The following is a 21,245-nucleotide window of genomic DNA, read 5'->3' on the forward strand; positions in this document are numbered from 1 at the left end:
GCCGGACTGCATTGGTTGATTTTTGATAACATGTTCCCGAATGTGAACCCGTGGGTTATTCCACTGTTATCGTGATCACTTCCGAAACGATCGGAGTTGCATGCGGTACATGGCTGGCATCACCCAGTACCAGTTGTAGCGTGTGCTCTCCGGGCGCGAGGTCCAGCGTTACCTCTGTCTGGCCACCGCCGAAATGCAGGTGGTTGTCATCGGCAGGCAGGCCATAAGCCAGTTCATCTGCGCCGTCTTCACCTTCGCCAATTGGCGGGCGATCTATCAAAAGGTGGTGGTGGCCGGTATTCTCTTTCTCGGTCCCGGCCGGGGCCACGCCCATACCCCTGAGACCAAAGACCACCGTGACCGGAGATTGAACCGTTTCCCCGTTGGCAGGGGTCACGAAATAGACTTCCGCGTCGGGGTTTGACGGTGTTTCGCCACCGGCCAACGCAACGGTTGCGGACAGGCACAGGGCCGCAATTGCAAAAAGCGGTTTCATGTTCTCCTCCATGGTCACAAATTTGCCATTCTCATCCTAGCATATCAGGATCACCGGTCCTAAAATCGGTCTCTTTTATGGGTGTAGTGTATTTGGAAACCACTGTTTCCGCGTTTCCCATCTGCAAACGATCCGTTTTAAAACCCTGATATTATCCCATGTCTGCCCAGTTTCCGCCCAGATTGACGCCAATAGTGAGACAAAGAACGAAAGACCTGGGGAATGAGAATGGACCGACTGACCGAAATGGAAGCCTTTGCCAACGTGGTGGACCAGGGAGGCTTCACCGATGCGGCCAAGAAAATGGGCATCTCCAAATCGGCTGTGTCAAAGCACGTATCCAGCCTTGAGGCCCGGTTGGGCGCGCGGTTGCTGAACCGCACCACGCGTCGCGTTTCCCCGACCGAGATCGGATTGGCTTATTACGACCGCGCGCGCCGCGTGCTGAATGACGCGGGCGAGGCGGATGCGCTGGTTACCTCAATGCAGTCGGCACCGTCCGGCCTGTTACGGATCAGTGTGGCGACGGATTTCGGGGTGAATCACCTGTCACCGGTTTTGTCGGATTTTCTGGCCGCCTACCCGGACATCACGGTGAACATGGTTCTGAACAACCGCTATGTAGAGCTGATCTCGGAAGGGTTTGACGTGGCCGTACGTATTGGTGAGCTGGAAGACAGCACCCTGCGCGCCCGCAAACTGACTGAAACCGTTAAACGCATGGTCGCCGCGCCCAGTTACATCGAAAAGTTTGGCCGCCCGCAGAAGATCGACGATCTGAACGAACACAAACTGCTGCACTATTCCAGCCAGTCATCCGGCAATGTATGGCGGTTGACCGCACCATCCGGCGAAAAGCGACAGGTACGCACGGCTGGCTGGCTGAGCGTCAACGACGGTCAGTCGCTGCTGAATGCGGCCATCTCGGGTCTGGGGATCGCCTATCTGCCAAGCTATCTATACGCGGACGCGCTGAAAACAGGTGCGGTTCTGGATGCGATGCCATCCCTGCCTGATGAAGTGCAGGGCATCTATGCCGTCTATCCACCCGGCCGTTTCACGCAGCCCAAGGTGCGCGCTTTTATTGATTTCCTCGTCGAGTCCTTCGCAGACAAAGGCCTGATGGACTGGGCGAGTTGACAGAAATCACATTACGCTGGTGCGAAATCCTGCTGCGTTCTGTGAATTGACTCACTTCGTTCGCTTAAGGTGCTGGCAATACGCCAAAGAAAATCTCATATTGTCTTTGTTTCGTCGACAAATCGTCTTTTTTGGTGAAGATAGTTTATAGAATAGCACATATCTCCTCGGTAAACTTTGACGGCCCGCGCTTTGATGCGGGTCATTTTTTTTGAATTGTCAGAACCCTTCGACGCAGGAAAGCCGAGTCAGTTGACCAGCAGCACGGCCTCAACCCGGCGATTAAGGTCGCGACCTTCGGGTGTGGCGTTCGAGGTTAGGGGGGCTAGGTATCCGATTCCGCGCGCTTCGATCCGGTCGCCTGACACGCCGTACGCCTCGATCAGTCGGACGCGCACCGCTTGCGCCCGTCCCGTGCTGACAGAGATGTTGGCGTCCAGGGCGCCGGTGTCGTCTGTATGCCCCACGAGTGCCAGCCGCGTGCCCGGGTTGTCGGCCAGATAGCCCGCTATCTGCGCCAGTGAGGCAAACGGGCCGTCGCCCAGGGTGATTTCACCGGTGCGGAAATGCAAATCGTCCAGAATAACGTGCCCGTTCTGCGCCAGGGCAGAAAGCAGTCCGCCCGAGTTCTCGACTGTTTCTTCGATCACCAACGGGGGCGGGGCAGGGGCATCTACCGGGGTCACCCGGATCATCTGGATGTAACCGCTGGGCGGGTTGCGGCTGACCAGCAGGGTCAACACGTCTTCTCCGCGTGTGGCGGCCAGAAAGCGATAATCCTGTATCGCCACGTACATGTCGGGGGTTGGCACCACCTCTGTCGCGAAGCGGAAGTCGAACCCGCCGCAGGCCTTGGCCGCACATTCGAACATAATGTCATAACCTTGCGCGGTGATTTGTTCGCGCAGCGGCGCCAGAAGTTGCAGTGTTGTGCTGGAACCAGACTGCACGCGCCATGTGAACCTTTCGACACGACCTTCGACTTGGCGCACCGGCAGGGTGCCACCGTCGAATGGGCCGGTCGGCATGTCGTAACTGTCGAGCGGACTGACACGTTCGCTTAGCTGGCGCGCGCCGGTGGGCAACGTCAGATCCTGTGCGGCAAGGGGTCCTGCCAGCACCAAAAGGATCACTTGGGCAATTCGGATCATCGAGCCTGCGCGTGATAGTCGTCGTTCGGAGCCATAGCAGTCGCGCTTGCAACCCGGTTAGACATGTTGAAAAACCCGGCGACATTGGCAATATCCCAGATATCCCGGTCGGTGAAACCTACGTCGCGCAGACGCTGGCGATCAGGCTCTTCGATCTCAGTGCTGGCTGTGGTCATCTTGGCGGCGAAATCCAACATCGCGCGCTGGCGGGGGTTCAGATTGGCAACGCGGTAGTTCATGACCAACTTCTCGCCCAATTGCGGATCGCCAGACAACTGTCGCACCGCTGCGCCATGGGCCACTAGGCAGTAGAAGCATTTGTTGATCGCTGACACGACCACCGCGATCATTTCGCGCTCCAACTTGCTGAGGCCGCTGTCGCCCAGCATAAGATCGTTATACATCGCGGTAAACGCGTTCAGCTTGTCGATGTCAAACGCATAAGCGCGCAGCACATTGGGCACAAAGCCAAGCTTTTCCACACAAATATCGAAGTACTTCTGCGTTTCGGGGGGCAGCGGGTCCACCATCGGCAGGTTCAGCGCAGTGGGCATAGTCTCGTCGGTCACGTCGGGCTCTCTCCTTAGGCAGACTGACGGTAGTGGTATTCGTCGACAATCTCCATCCCAAGTGCGCGATATAGCCCGTTGGCGCCGTCATTTGCTTTGGTGCAGATCACGCTGAGCGTTTTGGCGCCGTTCGCCTGCGCCCAAAATGCAGCAGCGCGCATTGCCCACGCACCCAGCCCCTGCCGGCGGTGTTCTGGCAAAACCTCAAGTGCGTGAACCATGACAATGCCGTCCTGCAGCGCAGCAAAGCTGGTGCCGGCGGGATGATCGCTGCGACGCAAAAGAAAACCGGTTTTCGGACCCTTCGCGCGGTCCATCACGGCGATCCGTTCCGGCCCGATCCCGCCCTGCGCCCAGATTTCGCGCATAATGGCCAGAGGCTCCCAAATGGTGAAGACCGTTACACGGGGGATGGGGATGTCGGTCAGATGATCAACAGGGCAGGCATGGATATTGACCGGGTCCAGAATGTCATACCCTCGTGCGGCAAGCTGCACGTCCAGCGCCTCATCCCCTGGACGCAGGCAAAACAGGCGCTTTTGCCCCATCGCCTGCATCGCGGCTTCGGCGGCGTCAATATCAGCCTCGGTCGCCGGACCCAGCGCACTTGCGGCACTCACGCGTGAGCCGCCGCCCTGTCCCTGTCGCAATTGAAATGGCCCTAGCCTTTCGTACCGTGCAGCAGGCCAAGTGCCGTCGACGATGGCGGCCCAGTTGGTGTTCACAGATCCAGTTCTTTCGCCAATCGGGTTATGGCCGCGTCAATTTGCGCGCCGTTCGTCCCCCGCACGACCACGTTCGCGCCAAAGACACCATTGACCTGGAATGGATAGCAACCGATCGAAAGATCCTGAAAGTTCTCGGCCAATGCGGCGAGGGTTGCGGCGATATCGCCTTCGCCCCTGTTGACGCGCAAGGTCTGTGACAACAGCGGATTGCCTCCGGTCAGGCCGGGTAGCACGCTGGCGACCATAGCCTGAAAAACTGACGGCACCCCGGCCATCACGTGCACGTTTTCAATGGTAAAACCGGGTGCTGTCGAAACCGGATTGTCGATCAGCGTGGCCCCGTCCGGAATACGCGCCATCCGCAAACGCGCGTGGTTCAGCTCCAGACCGGATTTGTCGTAGTGGGCCTGCAGCAACGCCCGCGCATCCTCGCGCACGTCGATGGGCCTGCTGAATGCGCGCGCAATGCAATCTGCGGTGATGTCGTCATGGGTCGGGCCGATCCCGCCGCTGGTAAATACAGTGTAATATGCCTGCGACAGCGCCTTGACTGCAGTTTCAATGGCGGGCGCGTCGTCGCTGACGACACGCACTTCTTTCAGGTCGATACCGTGTTTGGTCAGCTCTCCGGCCAGGAAGTGCATATTCGAATCACGGGTCCGGCCCGACAGGATCTCATCTCCGATTACAAGCATTGCAGCGGTTGGATTGGCCACGGTACGCGCCTCCCTCTTGATCGACCTTTGGGGCAGGTATAGGCCGTGAGGCATGCGATTTGAAAGCCCCCTCGTCCCCGCCCGCCTTATCCGCCGCTACAAACGCTTTCTGGCGGATTGCATGCTTGAGGACGGACGCGAGGTCACGGCCCATTGCGCCAATCCCGGCTCGATGATGGGGCTGGCTGAACCGGGTGAAAAAATCTGGCTTGAGCCGAATGACGATCCGAAGAAAAAGCTGAAATACGGCTGGCGTTTGGTCGACCATGAAAACGGGCATTTCACTGGTGTGGATACATCCGTTCCCAACAAGGCGTTGCGGGCTGCGTTAGAGGCGGGTGAGATACCCCAACTTGCCGCCTATGGCACCATTCGGGCCGAAGTAAAATATGGTGAGAAAAGCCGCATCGACTTTTTACTGAGCGAACCGGGGCTGCCGGACGCCTATGTCGAGGTAAAAAGCGTAACTTTGTCACGACAGCCGGGTCTGGCCGAATTTCCAGACAGCGTGACCGCGCGCGGCGCCAAGCATTTGGCCGAGCTGTCCGGGATGGTGGCGCAAGGGCACCGGGCGATCATGCTGTATCTGGTGCAGCGTACTGACTGTGACCGGTTTGCGCTGGCGGCGGATATCGACCCCGCCTACGCCAAGGCGTTCGACGCTGCAAAAGCGCAGGGCGTGGAAAGTTTGATCCATGGAACGCGAATTTCGACTGAAGGGGTATGGGTGCGGCCCGAAACAGGAAACTGGGTCAAGTAAGCATAGCTTTGCGTCAATCGGCGACAACGGCGTCCACTTCGATCTCGACCAGCCATTCGGGGTTCACGAAACGGTCGATGGCCATGATCGTGTCGACCGGCCGCGCATCCAGGCAGTAAAGTTTCCGGGCCTCAATCGCCTGCTTCCAATTGTCGATATCCGTCAGGATCACGCGGGTACGCACGATGTCGTGCAAACCGGACCCTGCCTGTTCCAAGGCTGCTTTGATAATTTCAAAACACTGCTTGGTCTGCACGAACACGTCACCGACCCCTACGGTCTTGCCCTCCTGATCGACCGGGGCGGTGCCGCCTACCGCAATGAAATTTCCCACTCTGACTGCACGGCTGAACCCGACAATGGTTTCCATCGGGTTTCCGTTTGAAATCAATTCTCGCTTGTGCGGCATTGTTCTGCTCCCTGGCAATATCGGCGAAATTCGGCGTCACTATGCAGAATAGGCGCCGAAACGGGCTGAAAATCGAGGGAAATTTCTGCCCGAATCTGTCTGCCAGCCTCGATACAACGCGCTTCACTTATCCAATTGACGCGGTGGCACTTGCAGAACCGGCCCAAAGGACCATCTAATCAACCTACCGCACGCGACCTCAAGCCCTCTGGAACTTTCTGCACAAGCAGCGTAAAAGACGGGTTGCGCGAAACATTCGGAGCCTTGCATCCATGAAAGAACATCGTGGCCGTCTGACAAAGGACGGTATCCGTATCTATGAACAGGGTGACTTTGCCGGTATGCATACGGCAGGGGCCTTGGCCGCGCGGATACTCGACAACATCGCGGAGCATGTTTTTCCTGGCCAAACCACGGGTGAGATTGACCGGATCATCACCCAGATGGTCGAGGATGCAGGCGCAACTTCGGCAACGATTGGCTACAAAGGCTATCAGCACGCCAGTTGCATCAGTGTGAACCACGTGGTCTGCCACGGGATTCCCGGCGACAAACGGCTAAAGGACGGTGACATCCTGAATATCGATGTCACGGTGATCGTGGATGGCTGGTTCGGCGATACATCGCGCATGTATGTGGCGGGCAAGCTGCCGCGCAAGGCCGAGCGTTTGATCCAAGTGACCCATGACGCGCTGTTCAAGGGTATCGAGATGGTCAAACCCGGTAATACCTTTGGTGATATCGGCCACGCCATCCAGGCCTATGTCGAGGCGCACCGGATGAGCGTTGTTCGCGATTTCTGCGGCCACGGGCTGGGCCGGGTGTTCCACGCGCCGCCGAACGTGCTGCATTATGGGCGTCCGGGGACTGGCGCGATGCTGGAAGAGGGTATGTTCTTTACCATTGAGCCGATGGTCAACCTGGGCCGTCCCGAAACCAAGACGCTGGCCGATGACTGGACAGCCGTGACCCGCGACAAATCGCTGTCCGCGCAGTTTGAACACTCGGTGGGTGTAACGGCGGATGGTGTTGATATCTTTACCCTATCGCCGGGCAATAAGTTCCACCCAACCTATTCGTCCTGATCAGCGGACTGGTCGCGCAACAGTTTCAACAGCAGGGTTTCGTCGCCCAATGGCGTCATCGCGTCCTGGATGAAGACCGGGGCTCGCATGGGTTTGCGTTCAGGCCCCGTGGCCGCGTCAGCGTCCTTGGGGACAGACCAGATCGAAGGGGTTAGGGCTCGGTCCATGGCGAGTACACTAACACACGCTGGCCAGTTTCTCAAAAGACAGAATAGCTGACGCGAGGCGGGTCAGAGGTCCGTTCGGTTTACTTGGTTATCTGTCTGGATCACCATGCCACATGAGCGTGATATGCGTATCGCCGTATTTCCGAGCGTCCTGCATAATGAACCCGTCGGGCGCCCGCATCGGTGCGTTTTCTTCCCAGACAATCAGGGCACCGTCAGCCATCCAGCCATCCGATAGGGCCGCAATGGCTTTCTGCCCCAGCGCTTTGCCATAGGGGGGGTCTAGGAAGATCAGGTCATAGGCCTTGCCCGGATTCTGACCCAACCGCGTGACGTCGCGGCGGATCAGGTCGGTGCGGTCGGCGCTGTGGGTCAGGTCGATATTCTTGCGGATCAGACTCTGCGCCACGCGCCCGTCATCCACGAAGGTCACGTGCGCCGCGCCACGCGACAAAGCCTCAAGCCCCAGCGCGCCAGTGCCCGCAAAAAGGTCCAGTACGCGCAAGCCATCAAAATCAATCTGATTGGTCAGAACATTGAACAGGCTTTCCCGGACCCTGTCGGTAGTGGGACGCAGATGTGCACCTGTATCCCCTTTGCCGACCGAGGTCAAAGCCCGGCCCCGGAACTCTCCGGCAATGATTCTCACGCTCTAAGCAGCGGTTTCAGGTCCGCTTCGGGGTCGGCAACCACCGCAGGATCGGCGGTCTTGCCTGCATCAATAAGGCGTTTGCCGACCATGTAGGCGCGCGGGTCGTTCATCGCGTCAACTGCAATCAACTGATCCCCGTTATAGTACCAGAAGGATACAGTCTGCCCCTCGCCCTGACGGGTCACGACACGATCATAGCCTGTGTTCAGCCCGGCGATCTGGAGTTTGACGTCATATTGGTCCGACCAGAACCAGGGCGTCGCAACATAGTCCTTGCCCGCGCCCAGCATGTTCTGGGCCACAAGCTCGGCTTGATCGATCGCGTTTGGCACGCTTTCGAGTCGGATGCGCGTTCCGGCATGCGGGAAAGACGCGCAGTCACCCGCTGCCCAGATTGAGGGATCGGAGGTGCGCCCATGTGCGTCGGTCTTGATCCCGTTGTCCAACTCTAACCCGGCCATTTCGGCCAGTTGGGTCGAAGGGGTAATCCCCACGCCAACAACAACAAGGTCGACGTCAAGTTCGGTGCCATCGGTCAGAACTGCGCCGACCACCTTGCCGTCTTCTCCAACCAGATGGTCTAGCCCCACGCCCTCGCGTATATCGGCACCGTGTTGCGTGTGCAAAGCACGAAAATAATCACTGGTCTCGGGCGCGGCTACCCTTTGCAGGATACGATCTGCCATCTCGACCAGAGTCACCTTGACCCCGCGTTTGGCGCAGACGGCCGCAGCCTCAAGCCCGATATAGCCGCCGCCCACGATCAGGGCGCGCGCGCCTTCAGTAACATAAGGCTCCATTTCATCCACATGATACAGGTCGCGCACCACATGCACGCCCTTCAGATCACCGCCAATCGAGGCGGGCAGATGGCGGGGTTCAGATCCGGTGGTCAGTGCCAGTTCATCGTACGAGATCACATCGTCCCCCACGGTGACCGTTTTGGCCTGCGGATCTATGGCGGTAACACGCTGGCCCAAGCGAAGGGTGATGTTGTTTTCGGCATAAAAACTCTCGGGACGCAGGAACAGGCGCTCAAGCTCCATCTCTCCTAGCAAATAGGCCTTTGACAAAGGCGGGCGCTGATAGGGCAGATGCGGCTCGGACCCAATCAGGGTGATGTCCCCTTCAAACCCACCCTTGCGCAGCCCGGCCACAAGCGAAGACCCTGCCTGCCCCGCACCTATCACGACAATATGGCTCATGTACCTTCCACCCCATCGAATTCCCGTGGTTTCATCCACGCGACCACCTATATTGCGGCTAAGCCCGACTCTGCAAATCCAAACGACAGGAGGTTAACAATGATTTCAACAGGTGACACGCTGCCCGACGCCACACTTACGCAGATGGGTGCAGATGGCCCCGAAGAGGTGCGGATTTCAGACAAGACCAAAGGGCGCAAAGTCGTGATTTTTGCGGTACCCGGTGCATTCACACCGACATGCCATTCGGCCCATGTTCCCAGCTTTGTGCGAACAAAGGATCAGTTCACTGCCAAAGGTGTGGATGAGATCATCTGCGTCGCCGTCAACGACCCTTTCGTGATGAAGGCCTGGGGAGAGGCCACGGGCGCCGCTAATGCGGGGCTGACCATGCTGGGCGATGCCTCGGCCGAGTTTACCAAAGCCATCGGGATGGATTTTGACGCACCGCCTGCTGGCCTCTATGCCCGGTCCAAGCGGTATGCCATGCTGGTGGAAGACGGAAAAGTCACCGCGCTAAACGTGGAAGAAAACCCAGGTGCGTGCGAAATTTCAGCGGGTGAAAGCCTGCTTGAGACGATCTGATCGCGTTTGGCCTCGGGCGATCCTCGGGGCCCTGCACGCTAATTAACTTGATGCAACGCCCTGATCCGCCAATAGTTACGGCATACGATCAGGGAGTTCATCAATGAAACTAAAGATTTTCACCCTAATTCTTGGAACTGCGGGCGCTTTAGCTGCCTGTGGCCCGGCACCCACCCCACAACAACAAGCCGCGCGGCAACACGAAATCGCCTGCCTCAGCGGATCGTTGGGCGGAGCGCTCATCGGCGGAGCAATAGGCAACCAGTTCGGCGGCGGGTCCGGACAATCGATCCTGACGGCAACAGGCGCAGCCGCCGGTGCCGTACAAGGCAACAGATTCGCATGCTGAGGAGAGCTGAGATGACACGTGGACTAGTGATTGCTGCAGTTGTTCTGTTGGCAGGTGCGGTTTCGGCTGAAACCGTCGGCGGATTGCATGAAAACGAACTCAAGACCATTGACGCGAATAACGACGGATTCCTCTCGCGCGATGAGTTCAACGCATTTTCGGACTATGCCTTTCAGGAAATGGACGAGGATAAGAACGGTACGCTGGGACGAGACGAGGCCGAACCGTTTCTGGACATAAAACTGTTCCAGAACGTTGACCGTGACAACAATAATCTTATTTCAAAGGCTGAATATGATGCGCAAATGAGCGCCGATTTTGATGCCGCGGATCAGGATGGTAATGGTCAGCTAGACTAACAACCGGAGTGTGCGATGAAAAAATGGATCGGTTTTGGATCACTTGCACTGCTGGCGGCCTGCGATGTGCCTCAAGCTCCGGTTGTGAACGGACCGGACGGGCAAACGCGCATTCAGATCAACACTTCGGGTTTGACCTGCTATGACAATAAATGCCTGGATATTAACCCGGCTGCGCGCAGTGTCCGGCAGATCGGCAACCGAACAACCGGCATTCCACGAAACATCGATGTTAGCAGCGGCAGTGTGACCCCGGCAGAGTTTGCGCAGATGGGTACCGCTGCATCGCTTGCGGGTGGTGTCGGTTCGGGCAACCGCTAGCAGAGACTGTCCATTTTTCGCGCCAGCTTGGCGTCCAGCGCAGATATCCCACCTACGTCATGCGTAGCCAGCGTCACCTCTACCGTTCGGTAGACGTTGCTCCATTCTGGATGGTGGTTCCATTTCTCGGCAAAGATGGCAACTTGGGTCATCCAGCCAAATGCGTGTACGAAATCTTCGAAAATAAAGGTTTTTGTGATCGCATCCCGGCCTTCGACCATGGTCCAGCCATTGTTGAACAGCGGATCCAAAAGCGGTCCGCGGGTCTCGGGTGACAATAGTTCGGTCATTGCTGTTCCTCCGGGTTCGATTTCCTGAACGGGCCGTATTCCGTCAGAATCTCAATCTCTTGTCCCACCGCGTGGGTCTCGGCGTCCAGATATTTCTTGATCGCATCCGCAAAACCGGGATCGGCGACCCAATGCAAGCTGTGCGTGCGCGTCGGCAAGTAGCCGCGTGCCAGCTTGTGTTCGCCCTGTGCGCCTGCCTCAACGCGGGCCAGGCCCTGTGCGATGGCGAAGTCTATGGCTCGATAGTAACACAATTCGAAATGCAGGCAGGCATGGTGTTCGACGCAGCCCCAATAGCGGCCAAACAGTGTTTCGCGTCCGATGAAATTCAGCGCCCCGGCAATGGGATAGCCATCCCGTTCAGCCAGCACCAACGCCATGTCGTTCGCCATGGTTTCCTGCGCAATATCAAAGAATTGCCGCGTCAGGTATGGCGAGCCCCATTTTCGTGCGCCAGTATCCTGGTAAAACCGCCAAAAGGCATCCCAATGTTCGGGGCGCAGGTCATCCCCCGTAAGCGTGCGAATATCTCCGCCAAAATCGCAGGCCTGGGCGCGTTCTTTGCGGATGTTCTTGCGCTTGCGCGAGGATAGAGCGGACAGGAACCCATCGAAATCCTTGTAGCCGTCATTGAGCCAGTGAAACTGCTGCGACTCGCGCAGCATCAAACCCATCTGCTTGCCTGCCAGTGCCTCTTCCTCGGTGCAGAAGGTCGCGTGTACGGATGAAACCCGATTGTCAGCCGCCAATTGCACCGCGCCCTGCACCAGCGCCGACATTCCCAACGCCTCATACCCCGGCCGCACCAGAAAGCGTCGCCCGGTGGCAGGGGTGAAAGGCACTGCAATCTGTAATTTGGGATAATACCGCCCGCCCGCATTTTCGTAAGCATGGGCCCAATTGTGGTCGAAAATATATTCACCCTGACTGTGCGACTTGGCATACATGGGTGCAGCAGCAATCAGCATACCGTCTTGGTAGGTCACCAGATATTGCGGCTGCCAGCCCGTACCCGGCCCAACAGACCCGCTGTCTTCCAGCGCAGACAGGAACCGATGGGTGGTGAACGGATCAAGCGGCCGACCGCCATCCGCAGCTTCGGGGCAGGCGCAGGCATCCCAGTCCGCCGCAGAAATCTGCGAAAGCGTTCCGAGAACCTGAACTTCGATTTGTGCCTGATCCATCTGCCCTCCGCGTCTCGTCTTTATCTGTGCTGGCAGGGGGAAGGTTCAACCCGGGCACAGGGCAAATAACCTTCGAAGGTCACATTATCGGCAACGGTGCAAGCGTGTGTCTTTTGTTCGGGTGAACGCACTGTCGTTTATCGGACCGGCCTGCCCATTCGTAACCGCTAACAACCGCCCCCCGAACTTTCTGCTGTCAGTTGCAGATGAATCTTGAGTCCGTATCCGACCTGAACAGCAGCACGAATGGCCGCCCGGCTGTTCTCCGGGCGGCAGGGGCGGAGTCATTGAATCTCGAAAATACCTTCGATTTCGACGGCCACACCCAGCGGCAGCGCGGCTGCACTGACAGCCGAGCGTGAGTGGCGGCCAGCCTCACCCAATGCTTCGACAAGGAAGTCAGATGCGCCGTTGATCACCTGCGGCTGAGCGGTGAAGTCCGCGGTCGAGTTCACGAAACCCGTCAGTTTGATCACACGGACCAGTTTGTCGATGTCTCCACCGCAGGCGGCCTTGACCTGTGCCAGAAGGTTGATGGCGCAGACCTTCGCTGCTGCCGCGCCGGCCTCGACACCCATGTCATCACCCAGCTTGCCGGTGATCAGATCGTCATCCTTGGAAATCTGGCCCGAGACGTAGACGATGTTGCCAACCCGCACAAATGGCACGTAATTCGCCGCCGGTGCAGGTGCGTCGGGCAGAGTGACGCCCAGGTTTTCCAGTTTTGCTGCGATGCTCATGACGGTTTCTCCCAATCTTTGATTCGGGGCGAAGCTATCCGGCACGGCTCTGATCGAAAAGTGCGAAAACAGGAATAGACGCGCCCTACATGTAGGCGTAACTGTTCTTATCCCGAACACTTGAACGCGTGTCGCTTTACCTGCCCCCATCAAGCGGGTTAAACGCTAGCTGTTTCGTGCTGGTCGTGAAACGTCTAAAAGATATCAGATCAGGCCGCGTAACGTGGCCAAAAGGAATATTGGTTTAACGTTCGGGAAAATAATATCCGAACGGTTAGGAGTGGCAAAGACCGTGTTGAGCAAACCCCGCTGCAAGCACCTGATCGTCCTGTCCCTGTTGACAGTGCTTGGCGCCTGCGCCACGCGCCCTCCTGAGGGTATGCCCCCCAACGAAGTGTTCGACCCCTACGAAAAAACGAACCGGGGCATTCACCAGTTTAATCTGGGTGTCGACAGGTTCCTGTTCCGGCCAGCTTCGAAAGGGTATGTCACGATCGTACCCGATCCAATGGTGACCAGCTTCAGTCATTTTGCTGAGAACCTGACGATGCCAGGTCAGGCGCTGGACTATCTGTTGCAGGGCAACATCAAACAGTCTGGTAATGCGCTGTTGCGTTTCTTGGTCAATACCACCGTGGGCGGCGCGGGCCTGTCCGATCCTGCCGCCGAACTGAACCTGCCGCCCGTTGACACTGATTTCGGCGAAACGCTGCATGTTTGGGGTGTCGGCGAGGGCGCTTATGTTGAACTGCCGTTCTATGGCCCGTCTACCCAGCGCGATGCGATCGGTGTTGTGTTCAACCTGTTCTCGAACCCGATCAACTTTTCACCAGTGCGACCGGTCGACAATATCGGCGTATATGCCGAGGTTGTGCGGCGTATGGGCGATCGGGGCAGGTTCTCGGATACGGTCGACTCGATTCTGTATGAAAGTGCCGACAGCTATGCGCAGGCGCAGACGATTTTCATCCAAAATCGCCGCTTTGAACTGGCGCGGGATGATGAAGAAACCTATCTGGGTCTTTACGACGACCCTTATGCCGAAACCGGGACCGACCCTGTCAGGGACCCCTACCTAGACCCCTACGAGGACCCCTATGCCGAGTAACCATCTGAACAGACGCGGCTTTGTCGCCACCTGCATGGCCGGTGCGGTGATGACCGCACTTCCCGCATTTGCGCAGACCGAAGCCAGCGCAAAGGCACTGGTTGTGAGTGTCGTGGATGACATCAACCGCGTGATCGCCTCGGGTAAATCCGAAAAGGCCATGATCCGCGATTTCGAAAAGATATTCGTTCAATATGCCGATGTGCCGATCATGGCGCGCTATGTGCTGGGGGCCGATGGCCGCTCGGCCAGTCCGTCGCAGATCCGGCAATTCACCGATGCGTTTCAGGGCTATATCTCGAATAAGTATGGCCGCCGTTTCCGTGAATTCATTGGGGGTCAGGTCACCGTTCGCAATGCCCGCAAGATCAAGGCCGGGTACGAGGTGCGCACTTCGGTCAAATTGCAGGGCTCATCGCCGTTCGAAGTGACGTTTCTGGTGTCGGACAAATCGGGGCGGGACAAGTTTTTCAACATGTTCATCGAAGGGGTGAACATGCTTTTGACCGAACGCACCGAAGTTGGTGCCATGCTGGATGCCAGGGGCGGAGATCTAAATCGCCTGATCAACGATATGAAGCGCAATCAGATCAGCTGATCCAGTTTACACCGTGCAATTGCGCCGCGCGATTAGCTTCGCGCGGCGCTTTTGGTTTAATTCAGGCGTTCGCCGGTCTCTTTCGCAAAGTATGACACCTTGCTCATGTCAAAGGCGAGGTTCAGCATCTCACCCGCCTGTGCACTGGTTTCCGCGTGCAGGCGCGCGGTGACTTGCTTGCCGCCCAACTCTGAGACCACATAGGTGTCCGCGCCCGCCGGTTCGACCATATCGACCAAACACGCGGCCTCTTGCACGCCAGCCCCTGCACGGAACCCGGCCTCGGCAATGTCCTCAGGGCGCAAACCAAGGATAACGTCCTTGGGTAACGATAGGTCCCGGGTATCTTTCAGCACCAGTGTGTCACCCGTTTCACGCGCGATGGCGATCTCGGTGCCCGACCCGTTCTTGGTCGCCTGCGCCGGAATCAGGTTCATCGCGGGAGAGCCCATGAAATCGGCCACGAACAGATTGGCCGGATTGTTGTAAATCTCGGCCGGGGTGCCGATCTGCTGCACAACGCCGCCCTTCAGCACCACGATCTTGGTGGCCAGGGTCATCGCCTCGATCTGGTCGTGCGTGACGTAAACGATCGAGGCATCCAGCGTCTGGTGCAGTTTCTTGATCTCGGTCCGCATCTCGACCCGCAGTTTAGCGTCGAGGTTGGACAGAGGCTCGTCAAACAGGAACAGCTTTGGATCGCGCACCAGCGCCCGGCCCATCGCCACGCGCTGACGCTGACCACCCGACAACTGGCTGGGGCGGCGGTTCAGCAACGGCTCGATTTGCAGAAGCGATGCGACCTCTTTCAACTTGGCGTCCTGTGTGGCCTGATCGACCCCGCGTACTTTCATGCCGAAGGTGATGTTCTTGGCCACCGTCATCGTCGGATACAAAGCGTATGACTGGAACACCATGGCAATATCGCGGTCCTTGGGGCTGACATGCGTCATGTCCTTACCGCCAATGGACAAGGTGCCGCCCGAAATCGGCTCTAACCCCGCGATACAATTCAATAGGGTGGACTTGCCGCAACCCGAAGGGCCAACCAGAACCAGGAAATCGCCCGGCTCGATCGAAATGTTGATGTCCTTCAGAATCTCGGTTGCGCCGTAATTCTTGAACAGATTGTTGATATCTAGGATCGGGGCCATGATTTATCCCTTCACGGAACCAGCGGTCAGGCCGCGGATGAAATACTTACCGGCAACAACATAGACGAGCAGCGTCGGCAGCCCCGCGATAATCGCGGCGGCCATGTCGACGTTGTACTCTTTGACGCCGGTGGTGGAGTTTACGATGTTGTTCAGCGCCACAGTCACGGGCTGTGTTCCTGCTTGGCTGAACGACACGCCGAAAAGGAAATCGTTCCAGATCTGTGTGAACTGCCAGATCACTGTCACTACGACGATGGGCAGCGACAGCGGCAGGAAGATCGACCAGAAAATTCGCAGGAAACCAGCCCCATCGACACGGGCGGCCTTGGTCAGTTCGGCCGGGATGGTGACATAGTAGTTGCGGAAGAACAGCGTGGTGAAGCCCAGCCCGTAGATCACGTGAACAAAGATCAGGCCCGGAATGGTGCCTGCGATGCCCATCATGCCCAGCAGGCGCGCCATCGGCAGCAGAACCACCTGGAACGGGATGAAGCAGCCAAACAGCATCAGCGAGAAGATGATATTGGCCCCTTTGAACCGCCATTGCGCCACGACATAGCCGTTCAGCGCACCCAGCAGGGTCGAGATGGCCACAGCGGGCACCGCGATCAGGACCGAGTTCCAGAAGTAAGGCCGCAGACCTTCGCACTGGATACCGGTACAGGCACCGGACCACGCGGTTTTCCAGGCGTCAAAGCTGACCTCTCGCGGCAGTGAAATCAGGGATCCCGTGCGAATTTCCTCGAGGCTTTTCAGCGATGTCGTCAGCATCACGAACAGCGGCATCAGGTAATACAACGCGAACAGGCCGAGTAGGATGTACAGCAACCAGCGCAGCGCAATCTTGCCAGTGGCGCTTTGGCTGCGGGTTTGGGTTTGGGGCATCGACAGATCAGTCATTTTTCGCCCTCAGCTCTGAGTAAAGATAGGGAACCACGATGGCAAAGACGACCAGCATCATGATCATCGCGGACGAAGCCGCCTGACCGATATCACCGCGCGAAAACGCCATCGCGTACATGTAAGTCGCCGGCAGATCGGTCGCGTAACCCGGACCGCCCCCCGTCAGGGCGATGACAAGGTCAAAGCTTTTGATCGCAAGGTGCGCCAGCACGATGAAGGCGGACAGGAAAATCGGGGCCATCGACGGGATGATAATCGCCGTGTAGATGCGCCATGTGGGGATACCATCGACCTGCGCGGCCTTGATGATCTCACCATCCACCGACCGCAGACCCGCCAGGAACAGCGCCATGACGAAGCCAGAGCTTTGCCAGATCGCGGCCATTACGATGGTGTAGATGGCGTAATCCGGGTTCACCAGCCAATCGAATTCGAAATTCGGAAAGCCCCAGCCCTGCACCATGGACTCGATGCCCAGGCCCGGGTTTAAAATCCATTTCCACGCGGTGCCTGTAACGATCATCGACAGCGCCATAGGGTACAGGTAGATCGTGCGGATCGCCCCTTCGACGCGAATCTTCTGATCCAGCAGGATAGCCAGCAGCAGACCCAGCACCATCGCGATCGCGATGAACAGCGCGCCAAAGATATACAGGTTGTTGATCGCCGTATCCCAGCGGGGCGAGTCAAACAGGCGTTCATATTGCATGAAGCCCTTGATCTCGTATTTCGGCAATAGTTTTGATCGGGTCAGCGACACCCATGCGGTCCATCCGATAAATCCATAGACAAAGATCAATACGGCGATGAACGACGGTGCCAGCACCACCTTTGGCAGGTGGTTTTCCAGCCATTCAGACATTTCAGCCTCCGGGGAAAGATGCTCTGCCCCTCAGTATAGGGGGCAGAGCGTATTGGATCAGTAGCTGTTTGCTACCGCGTCCGCCAATTGCTGAACCGCGTCAGCCGAGGACATATCCGAGTTGAAATGTGCGGTCACAACATCCGTAATCGCACCGGACTGCGCACCGCGCAGCGCCATGCCATGAGCATAAGACGGCAGCAGCGAGCCCGCGTCCGAAGTCGCGCCCATATCTTCGGCCGACAGGTTGGCGCAGATGTCGAAATCATCCAGCGCCACGTCGGTCCGTGCAGGGATCGAGCCTTTGTTCAGGTTGAACACCTTCTGGAAGTTCGGCGCGACGATCAGCTTGGCCAAGAGGTCCTGACCGGCTTTCTTGTCATCGCCGTCCACGTCGAACATGGCAAAGCTGTCGACGTTATAGAGATAGCCGTCGCCGGGGGTCGAGGCGCACAGGAAATCTTCACCGGGTTTCTTGCCTGCTGCCAGGAATTCACCCTTGGCCCAGTCGCCCATGATTTGAAATGCCGCTTCGCCATTCATCACCATGGCGGTGGCAAGGTTCCAATCACGGCCCGAGAAGTTTTCGTCCACATAGCCACGCAGGGTGCGCATCTGGTCAAACACCTGCACCATGGTGTCCGAGGTCAGCGCATCGGTGTCCAGATCAACCAATGCTTTCTGGAAGAACTCCGGCCCGCCAATACCAAGAACCACGGTTTCGAAAACGGTCGCATCCTGCCACGCCTGACCGCCATGGGCCAGCGGGATCACACCGGCGGCTTGCAGTTTTTCTGCGGCGGCGTTGAATTCATCCCATGTGGTTGGCATTTCAATGCCGTTGGCTGCCAGAACGTCTGCGTTGGCCCAGATCCAGTCGACACGGTGGACGTTGACCGGTGCTGCGCACCATGCGCCTTCACACATCATGTGGCCCGCGATCGACGCCGGTAATACCTCGGCCCAGCCTTCCGCTTCGGCAACCGAAGAGATATCGGCCAGAACGCCCTCTTCGTACCATTCCTGGATCGCGGGGCCTTTCAACTGAACGGCGGTCGGTGCGTTGCCGGACAGAACACGCGCACGAAGGGCGGTCATGGCAGCATCCCCGCCGCCGCCAGCAACCGGCATGTCAGTCCAGGTGCCACCGTTCGAGGCAAACTCTTCCTGCAAAACCGCCACGGATTTGGCTTCACCGCCCGAGGTCCACCAATGCAGAACTTCGGCTTGTGGCCCCGCCAGTACCGACGATCCGGCCATGACAGCCAGCGTCGATGCAGTGGCCAATGCGATACTTTTCATTTTCTGTCTTCTCCCTCGAGAACTCTGTAACTGCAAAAGCAGCGATGCGGGCCATACTGCGGTCAGATTGCCGTCTGGCAACGCGTAATCCGGCGCTAAAGCGCGCCTTGGCCCAAAAATCCACCGCTTTTGTTACAGCGTGTTACGTTGACATTGAATCTGTTTCCGTTCGTTACAATGAATGAGACCTGAGGAGCAGAATTCGGGAGGAAAAACCGCGTGAGTATTCCGCGACTTTTGGTGGTGGATGACGACCCCGAGATGCGGTCGATGATGACGCAGTTCCTGCATCAGAACGGATTCATTGCCTTGCCAGCCAGTTCGGAAACGGAAATTCGCACTCATCTGACGTCAGGGCGGATCGACCTTATCCTGCTGGACGTGATGCTGGGGGACGAAAACGGGGTCGAAATCTGCGCCCGGCTGCGCGCCGAACAGGATGTGCCGATCATTCTGGTCTCGGCCCTGTCGGCCGATCATCAGCGCATGGCGGGGTATGCGGTTGGTGCGGATGACTATATTGCGAAACCTTTCAACCCACAGCTTTTGCTGGCTCGTGTCCGTGCCGTGATGCAACGCGCACGGCGGACGCCTTCGTTGGCGTATCGCCGCCGCACGCACAGCTTTCGGTTCAACAACTGGACCTATGATGGCAAACGCGATGAGGTGCATTCGCCTGAAGGGTACCTTGTATCCCTGTCGCAGCGTGAGACCGCGCTGCTCAAGGTTTTGCTGGCCAACCCTCATATTCCGTTGACCCGGATCGAAATTGCCGCCGCGCTGGATGTAACCGGCAGCACCGACAAGCCCGAGGCACAGGGGCGCGCGATTGATATGCTTGTCGGCCGGCTGCGCTCGAAGATAGAGGCCAACCCGAAAGAGCCGCAAATGCTGCGAACCGAGCGCGGGGTCGGTTATATCTTTGCAGCCGAGGTGTCAGCGGTGGAAGACGACGAATGACATGGGCGCCGCGCCTTCGCAGTCTGGGCTGGATCTGGAGCGGAGCGGCTTTTGCTTCGGGGCTGCTGTCTGCGAGCCTCTGGTTCTATTCGGCGAACGCGTGGGATGATTTCCTGACTCGCGCTTATGTTGCAGGTTTTTCAGTTTACGAAGAGCTGCGGACCGAAAAAAGCCCAACGCCGGGGATTAGGATCAACCCCTTGCCGCCAGAGGCCGCGCGATTGGCCGATGCGGGACAGTTCGAACAGCTACCAGGCATGTCGGACCGCAGCTTTGTCACCAACCTGTCGATTCTGACCGACACCACCACCCCCCTGACCGGACGCGAGCTGACGCTGGCTGTGATGTCTGACAGGCTTATCTACCCGGTCTCGGATATTCTGTCGCGGATTGATCAGATCGGACCTGAAAAGATGGGCAACCTCACCCGTCTGTTGGCGACCTATTGCAGCGAGCCCATCCTGATCGCGCAGTTTGGATACAATGATTGGCATCGCGTGGATGGGACTGATATCTGGGGCTGCAAGGCGGCTCCTGCTGACCTGCGCCTGCCCGCGATTCTGGCTGCGATTGTCGCATTATCGGTCATAATGTCTTCGGTTGGCAGCGTCTCAGACAGTTTTGCCCGGTTCTCGGGCGCACTGCGCGACCGTAAGCGTCGGGGAGGACCCAGCAGCTATGATGCGGATGGTCCGCTTGAGTTGCGTGAGATCGTTTCGGCCGTGAATAACCATTTGGATGCTGAACGCATGCAACTGGAAAAACGCGCCACCGTTTTGTCCGGCGTCAGTCACGATCTGGGAACGCCGGCAACGCGTGTTCGTCTGCGCGCCGCCTTGATCCCGGATAACGAATTGCGCGAAAAGCTTGAGGCCGACGTGGATCAGATGACCGGAATGATCGAAAGCGTTCTGACCTACACCCGCTCTGAGCTCAATGTTGAAGAGCCCCGCCAGATTTCCCTGACCGCGTTGGTCGAGTCCCTTGTCGCGGATTACCAGGACATGGATCTGCCGGTAACACTGAAGAAAATTGCGCCGGTCGCGATCGAGGGCGCGCCTTCAGTCTTTATGTCCCGGCGCGGTCATGGGTCACTGCCCGAGACACGAAGAATGCTGGTCGTCGGGCGGCCGATCTCCCTGAGGCGGGCTTTGACCAATTTGATCGACAACGCGCTAAAATACGGTCGCCATGCCGAGGTTGAACTGGAAACCGACGCGCGTATGGCGACCATCACGGTTGAGGATAAGGGCACGGATCTCTCAGTCTCGGATATCGAGGCGCTGATGGCCCCGTTTCGGCGCGGTGCCAATATCGGGTCATCAGACGGTTTTGGTTTGGGTCTTACAATCGCCGCCACCGTGGCCGAGCAGCATGGCGGCACCCTGAGTTTTGAGGCCGGGGATCATGGCCTGCGCGCACAGTTGCAGATTACCCGCCAATAACGCG

General features: G+C 57.9%; 27 protein-coding genes. 11 read left to right on the forward strand and 16 right to left on the reverse strand.

Annotation, left to right across the window (positions count from 1 at the left end; translation table 11 throughout):
- Positions 1-55 precede the first annotated feature (55 nt).
- Positions 56-496, reverse strand: coding sequence for a DUF4399 domain-containing protein (locus AVO44_RS10720; protein WP_068337311.1), 441 nt, complete (start codon positions 494-496; stop codon positions 56-58).
- Positions 497-724: 228 nt separating this feature from the next.
- Here AVO44_RS10720 and AVO44_RS10725 point away from each other — a divergent pair, with 228 nt between their 5' ends.
- On the forward strand, positions 725-1,636 hold the full coding sequence (locus tag AVO44_RS10725) for a LysR family transcriptional regulator (RefSeq protein WP_068336630.1): 912 nt from the start codon (positions 725-727) through the stop codon (positions 1,634-1,636).
- A gap of 248 nt (positions 1,637-1,884) precedes the next feature.
- Here AVO44_RS10725 and AVO44_RS10730 read toward each other — a convergent pair whose 3' ends face one another.
- From AVO44_RS10730 to AVO44_RS10745, 4 genes are read right to left on the reverse strand one after another with little or no spacing between them, the layout of a single operon-like run.
- On the reverse strand, positions 1,885-2,787 hold the full coding sequence (locus AVO44_RS10730; protein WP_068336633.1) for an OmpA family protein: 903 nt from the start codon (positions 2,785-2,787) through the stop codon (positions 1,885-1,887).
- Positions 2,784-3,356 (reverse strand): peroxidase-related enzyme, encoded by a 573-nt coding sequence (locus tag AVO44_RS10735; RefSeq protein ID WP_068336636.1) that lies wholly within the window; start codon positions 3,354-3,356, stop codon positions 2,784-2,786. Before AVO44_RS10735 ends, AVO44_RS10730 begins: the two co-directional genes overlap by 4 nt.
- A gap of 14 nt (positions 3,357-3,370) precedes the next feature.
- Positions 3,371-4,081 carry a GNAT family N-acetyltransferase gene (locus AVO44_RS10740; RefSeq protein ID WP_068336639.1) on the reverse strand — a complete coding sequence of 237 codons (711 nt, stop codon included), beginning with the start codon at positions 4,079-4,081 and terminating at the stop codon, positions 3,371-3,373.
- A complete protein-coding gene (locus AVO44_RS10745) occupies positions 4,078-4,800 on the reverse strand; it encodes a competence/damage-inducible protein A (protein WP_068337313.1) in 723 nt (240 codons plus the stop codon). The genes AVO44_RS10740 and AVO44_RS10745 overlap by 4 nt, the downstream gene beginning before the upstream one ends.
- A 52-nt stretch (positions 4,801-4,852) precedes the next feature.
- On the opposite strand from AVO44_RS10745, the gene sfsA reads away from it, so the two are divergent.
- Positions 4,853-5,560, forward strand: a complete 708-nt coding sequence (gene sfsA, locus AVO44_RS10750; protein WP_068336641.1) for a DNA/RNA nuclease SfsA — start codon at positions 4,853-4,855, stop codon at positions 5,558-5,560.
- 13 nt (positions 5,561-5,573) lie between these two features.
- Here the strand turns inward: sfsA and AVO44_RS10755 are convergent, their stop codons facing one another.
- On the reverse strand, positions 5,574-5,969 hold the full coding sequence (locus tag AVO44_RS10755; protein WP_068336643.1) for a RidA family protein: 396 nt from the start codon (positions 5,967-5,969) through the stop codon (positions 5,574-5,576).
- Between the two features lie 272 nt (positions 5,970-6,241).
- Between AVO44_RS10755 and map the strand changes: the two genes are divergently transcribed.
- On the forward strand, positions 6,242-7,054 hold the full coding sequence (gene map, locus AVO44_RS10760) for a type I methionyl aminopeptidase (RefSeq protein WP_068336647.1): 813 nt from the start codon (positions 6,242-6,244) through the stop codon (positions 7,052-7,054).
- Here the strand turns inward: map and AVO44_RS10765 are convergent.
- From AVO44_RS10765 to AVO44_RS10775, 3 genes are all read right to left on the reverse strand, one after another.
- Positions 7,042-7,221: a hypothetical protein gene (locus tag AVO44_RS10765; protein WP_068336649.1), complete on the reverse strand. Its 180-nt coding sequence runs from the start codon at positions 7,219-7,221 to the stop codon at positions 7,042-7,044. The genes map and AVO44_RS10765 overlap by 13 nt on opposite strands.
- A gap of 88 nt (positions 7,222-7,309) precedes the next feature.
- Entirely contained in the window at positions 7,310-7,870 is a 561-nt protein-coding gene (gene rsmD, locus AVO44_RS10770; RefSeq protein WP_068336651.1) for a 16S rRNA (guanine(966)-N(2))-methyltransferase RsmD, read from the reverse strand.
- The gene (locus tag AVO44_RS10775; protein ID WP_068336655.1) at positions 7,867-9,078 is read right to left on the reverse strand and encodes an NAD(P)/FAD-dependent oxidoreductase; all 1,212 of its coding nucleotides are present in this window, start codon (positions 9,076-9,078) and stop codon (positions 7,867-7,869) included. The genes rsmD and AVO44_RS10775 overlap by 4 nt, the downstream gene beginning before the upstream one ends.
- A gap of 99 nt (positions 9,079-9,177) precedes the next feature.
- Here AVO44_RS10775 and AVO44_RS10780 point away from each other — a divergent pair, with 99 nt between their 5' ends.
- The 4 genes from AVO44_RS10780 to AVO44_RS10795 all read left to right on the forward strand — a co-directional run bounded on the left by AVO44_RS10780 (position 9,178) and on the right by AVO44_RS10795 (position 10,692).
- Positions 9,178-9,663, forward strand: coding sequence for a peroxiredoxin (locus AVO44_RS10780; RefSeq protein ID WP_068336658.1), 486 nt, complete (start codon positions 9,178-9,180; stop codon positions 9,661-9,663).
- Positions 9,664-9,766: 103 nt separating this feature from the next.
- On the forward strand, positions 9,767-10,012 hold the full coding sequence (locus tag AVO44_RS10785; protein ID WP_068336660.1) for a glycine zipper 2TM domain-containing protein: 246 nt from the start codon (positions 9,767-9,769) through the stop codon (positions 10,010-10,012).
- Positions 10,013-10,023: 11 nt separating this feature from the next.
- Positions 10,024-10,371, forward strand: a complete 348-nt coding sequence (locus AVO44_RS10790) for an EF-hand domain-containing protein (RefSeq protein ID WP_233421969.1) — start codon at positions 10,024-10,026, stop codon at positions 10,369-10,371.
- A gap of 15 nt (positions 10,372-10,386) precedes the next feature.
- Positions 10,387-10,692 carry a hypothetical protein gene (locus AVO44_RS10795; RefSeq protein ID WP_068336667.1) on the forward strand — a complete coding sequence of 102 codons (306 nt, stop codon included), beginning with the start codon at positions 10,387-10,389 and terminating at the stop codon, positions 10,690-10,692.
- Here the strand turns inward: AVO44_RS10795 and AVO44_RS10800 are convergent.
- From AVO44_RS10800 to AVO44_RS10810, 3 genes are all read right to left on the reverse strand, one after another.
- Positions 10,689-10,982, reverse strand: a complete 294-nt coding sequence (locus AVO44_RS10800) for a 4a-hydroxytetrahydrobiopterin dehydratase (RefSeq protein WP_068336668.1) — start codon at positions 10,980-10,982, stop codon at positions 10,689-10,691. The two genes, AVO44_RS10795 and AVO44_RS10800, sit on opposite strands and share 4 nt — an antisense overlap.
- Complete coding sequence (locus tag AVO44_RS10805) at positions 10,979-12,166, reverse strand: GNAT family N-acetyltransferase (protein WP_068336671.1); 1,188 nt, start codon at positions 12,164-12,166, stop codon at positions 10,979-10,981. The genes AVO44_RS10800 and AVO44_RS10805 overlap by 4 nt, the downstream gene beginning before the upstream one ends.
- A 284-nt stretch (positions 12,167-12,450) precedes the next feature.
- Positions 12,451-12,906 (reverse strand): RidA family protein, encoded by a 456-nt coding sequence (locus AVO44_RS10810; protein WP_068336673.1) that lies wholly within the window; start codon positions 12,904-12,906, stop codon positions 12,451-12,453.
- 379 nt (positions 12,907-13,285) lie between these two features.
- Here AVO44_RS10810 and AVO44_RS10815 point away from each other — a divergent pair, with 379 nt between their 5' ends.
- Together AVO44_RS10815 and AVO44_RS10820 are read left to right on the forward strand one after the other, a co-directional pair.
- Positions 13,286-14,014, forward strand: coding sequence for an MlaA family lipoprotein (locus tag AVO44_RS10815; RefSeq protein WP_099045661.1), 729 nt, complete (start codon positions 13,286-13,288; stop codon positions 14,012-14,014).
- Positions 14,004-14,612, forward strand: coding sequence for an MlaC/ttg2D family ABC transporter substrate-binding protein (locus AVO44_RS10820; protein WP_068336674.1), 609 nt, complete (start codon positions 14,004-14,006; stop codon positions 14,610-14,612). Before AVO44_RS10815 ends, AVO44_RS10820 begins: the two co-directional genes overlap by 11 nt.
- 56 nt (positions 14,613-14,668) lie before the next feature.
- On the opposite strand, the gene AVO44_RS10825 is transcribed toward AVO44_RS10820, so the two are convergent.
- From AVO44_RS10825 to AVO44_RS10840, 4 genes are read right to left on the reverse strand one after another with little or no spacing between them, the layout of a single operon-like run.
- Positions 14,669-15,766 (reverse strand): ABC transporter ATP-binding protein, encoded by a 1,098-nt coding sequence (locus AVO44_RS10825; RefSeq protein ID WP_068336677.1) that lies wholly within the window; start codon positions 15,764-15,766, stop codon positions 14,669-14,671.
- Positions 15,767-15,769: 3 nt separating this feature from the next.
- Entirely contained in the window at positions 15,770-16,669 is a 900-nt protein-coding gene (locus AVO44_RS10830) for a carbohydrate ABC transporter permease (protein ID WP_068336680.1), read from the reverse strand.
- Positions 16,662-17,534, reverse strand: a complete 873-nt coding sequence (locus AVO44_RS10835; RefSeq protein ID WP_068336681.1) for a carbohydrate ABC transporter permease — start codon at positions 17,532-17,534, stop codon at positions 16,662-16,664. The genes AVO44_RS10830 and AVO44_RS10835 overlap by 8 nt, the downstream gene beginning before the upstream one ends.
- A gap of 57 nt (positions 17,535-17,591) precedes the next feature.
- Positions 17,592-18,836, reverse strand: a complete 1,245-nt coding sequence (locus AVO44_RS10840) for an ABC transporter substrate-binding protein (protein WP_068336682.1) — start codon at positions 18,834-18,836, stop codon at positions 17,592-17,594.
- A gap of 219 nt (positions 18,837-19,055) precedes the next feature.
- On the opposite strand from AVO44_RS10840, the gene AVO44_RS10845 reads away from it, so the two are divergent.
- Positions 19,056-19,796, forward strand: a complete 741-nt coding sequence (locus AVO44_RS10845) for a response regulator transcription factor (RefSeq protein WP_068336683.1) — start codon at positions 19,056-19,058, stop codon at positions 19,794-19,796.
- Complete coding sequence (locus AVO44_RS10850) at positions 19,793-21,241, forward strand: sensor histidine kinase (protein WP_068336684.1); 1,449 nt, start codon at positions 19,793-19,795, stop codon at positions 21,239-21,241. The genes AVO44_RS10845 and AVO44_RS10850 overlap by 4 nt, the downstream gene beginning before the upstream one ends.
- The last annotated feature ends 4 nt before the right edge of the window (positions 21,242-21,245 follow it).

Source organism: Ruegeria profundi, from assembly GCF_001507545.1.
GTDB classification, from domain to species: domain Bacteria; phylum Pseudomonadota; class Alphaproteobacteria; order Rhodobacterales; family Rhodobacteraceae; genus Ruegeria; species Ruegeria profundi.

Bases quoted from the DNA above. Each gene is read 5' to 3' on its own strand.
- AVO44_RS10720 (WP_068337311.1), bottom strand. From the start codon at position 496: ATGAAACCGCTTTTTGCAATTGCGGCCCTGTGCCTGTCCGCAACCGTT.
- AVO44_RS10725 (WP_068336630.1), top strand. From the start codon at position 725: ATGGACCGACTGACCGAAATGGAAGCCTTTGCCAACGTGGTGGACCAG.
- AVO44_RS10730 (WP_068336633.1), bottom strand. From the start codon at position 2,787: ATGATCCGAATTGCCCAAGTGATCCTTTTGGTGCTGGCAGGACCCCTT.
- sfsA (WP_068336641.1), top strand. From the start codon at position 4,853: ATGCGATTTGAAAGCCCCCTCGTCCCCGCCCGCCTTATCCGCCGCTAC.
- AVO44_RS10755 (WP_068336643.1), bottom strand. From the start codon at position 5,969: ATGCCGCACAAGCGAGAATTGATTTCAAACGGAAACCCGATGGAAACC.
- map (WP_068336647.1), top strand. From the start codon at position 6,242: ATGAAAGAACATCGTGGCCGTCTGACAAAGGACGGTATCCGTATCTAT.
- AVO44_RS10765 (WP_068336649.1), bottom strand. From the start codon at position 7,221: ATGGACCGAGCCCTAACCCCTTCGATCTGGTCTGTCCCCAAGGACGCT.
- AVO44_RS10775 (WP_068336655.1), bottom strand. From the start codon at position 9,078: ATGAGCCATATTGTCGTGATAGGTGCGGGGCAGGCAGGGTCTTCGCTT.
- AVO44_RS10780 (WP_068336658.1), top strand. From the start codon at position 9,178: ATGATTTCAACAGGTGACACGCTGCCCGACGCCACACTTACGCAGATG.
- AVO44_RS10785 (WP_068336660.1), top strand. From the start codon at position 9,767: ATGAAACTAAAGATTTTCACCCTAATTCTTGGAACTGCGGGCGCTTTA.
- AVO44_RS10790 (WP_233421969.1), top strand. From the start codon at position 10,024: ATGACACGTGGACTAGTGATTGCTGCAGTTGTTCTGTTGGCAGGTGCG.
- AVO44_RS10795 (WP_068336667.1), top strand. From the start codon at position 10,387: ATGAAAAAATGGATCGGTTTTGGATCACTTGCACTGCTGGCGGCCTGC.
- AVO44_RS10800 (WP_068336668.1), bottom strand. From the start codon at position 10,982: ATGACCGAACTATTGTCACCCGAGACCCGCGGACCGCTTTTGGATCCG.
- AVO44_RS10805 (WP_068336671.1), bottom strand. From the start codon at position 12,166: ATGGATCAGGCACAAATCGAAGTTCAGGTTCTCGGAACGCTTTCGCAG.
- AVO44_RS10810 (WP_068336673.1), bottom strand. From the start codon at position 12,906: ATGAGCATCGCAGCAAAACTGGAAAACCTGGGCGTCACTCTGCCCGAC.
- AVO44_RS10815 (WP_099045661.1), top strand. From the start codon at position 13,286: ATGCCCCCCAACGAAGTGTTCGACCCCTACGAAAAAACGAACCGGGGC.
- AVO44_RS10820 (WP_068336674.1), top strand. From the start codon at position 14,004: ATGCCGAGTAACCATCTGAACAGACGCGGCTTTGTCGCCACCTGCATG.
- AVO44_RS10825 (WP_068336677.1), bottom strand. From the start codon at position 15,766: ATGGCCCCGATCCTAGATATCAACAATCTGTTCAAGAATTACGGCGCA.
- AVO44_RS10830 (WP_068336680.1), bottom strand. From the start codon at position 16,669: ATGACTGATCTGTCGATGCCCCAAACCCAAACCCGCAGCCAAAGCGCC.
- AVO44_RS10835 (WP_068336681.1), bottom strand. From the start codon at position 17,534: ATGTCTGAATGGCTGGAAAACCACCTGCCAAAGGTGGTGCTGGCACCG.
- AVO44_RS10840 (WP_068336682.1), bottom strand. From the start codon at position 18,836: ATGAAAAGTATCGCATTGGCCACTGCATCGACGCTGGCTGTCATGGCC.
- AVO44_RS10850 (WP_068336684.1), top strand. From the start codon at position 19,793: ATGACATGGGCGCCGCGCCTTCGCAGTCTGGGCTGGATCTGGAGCGGA.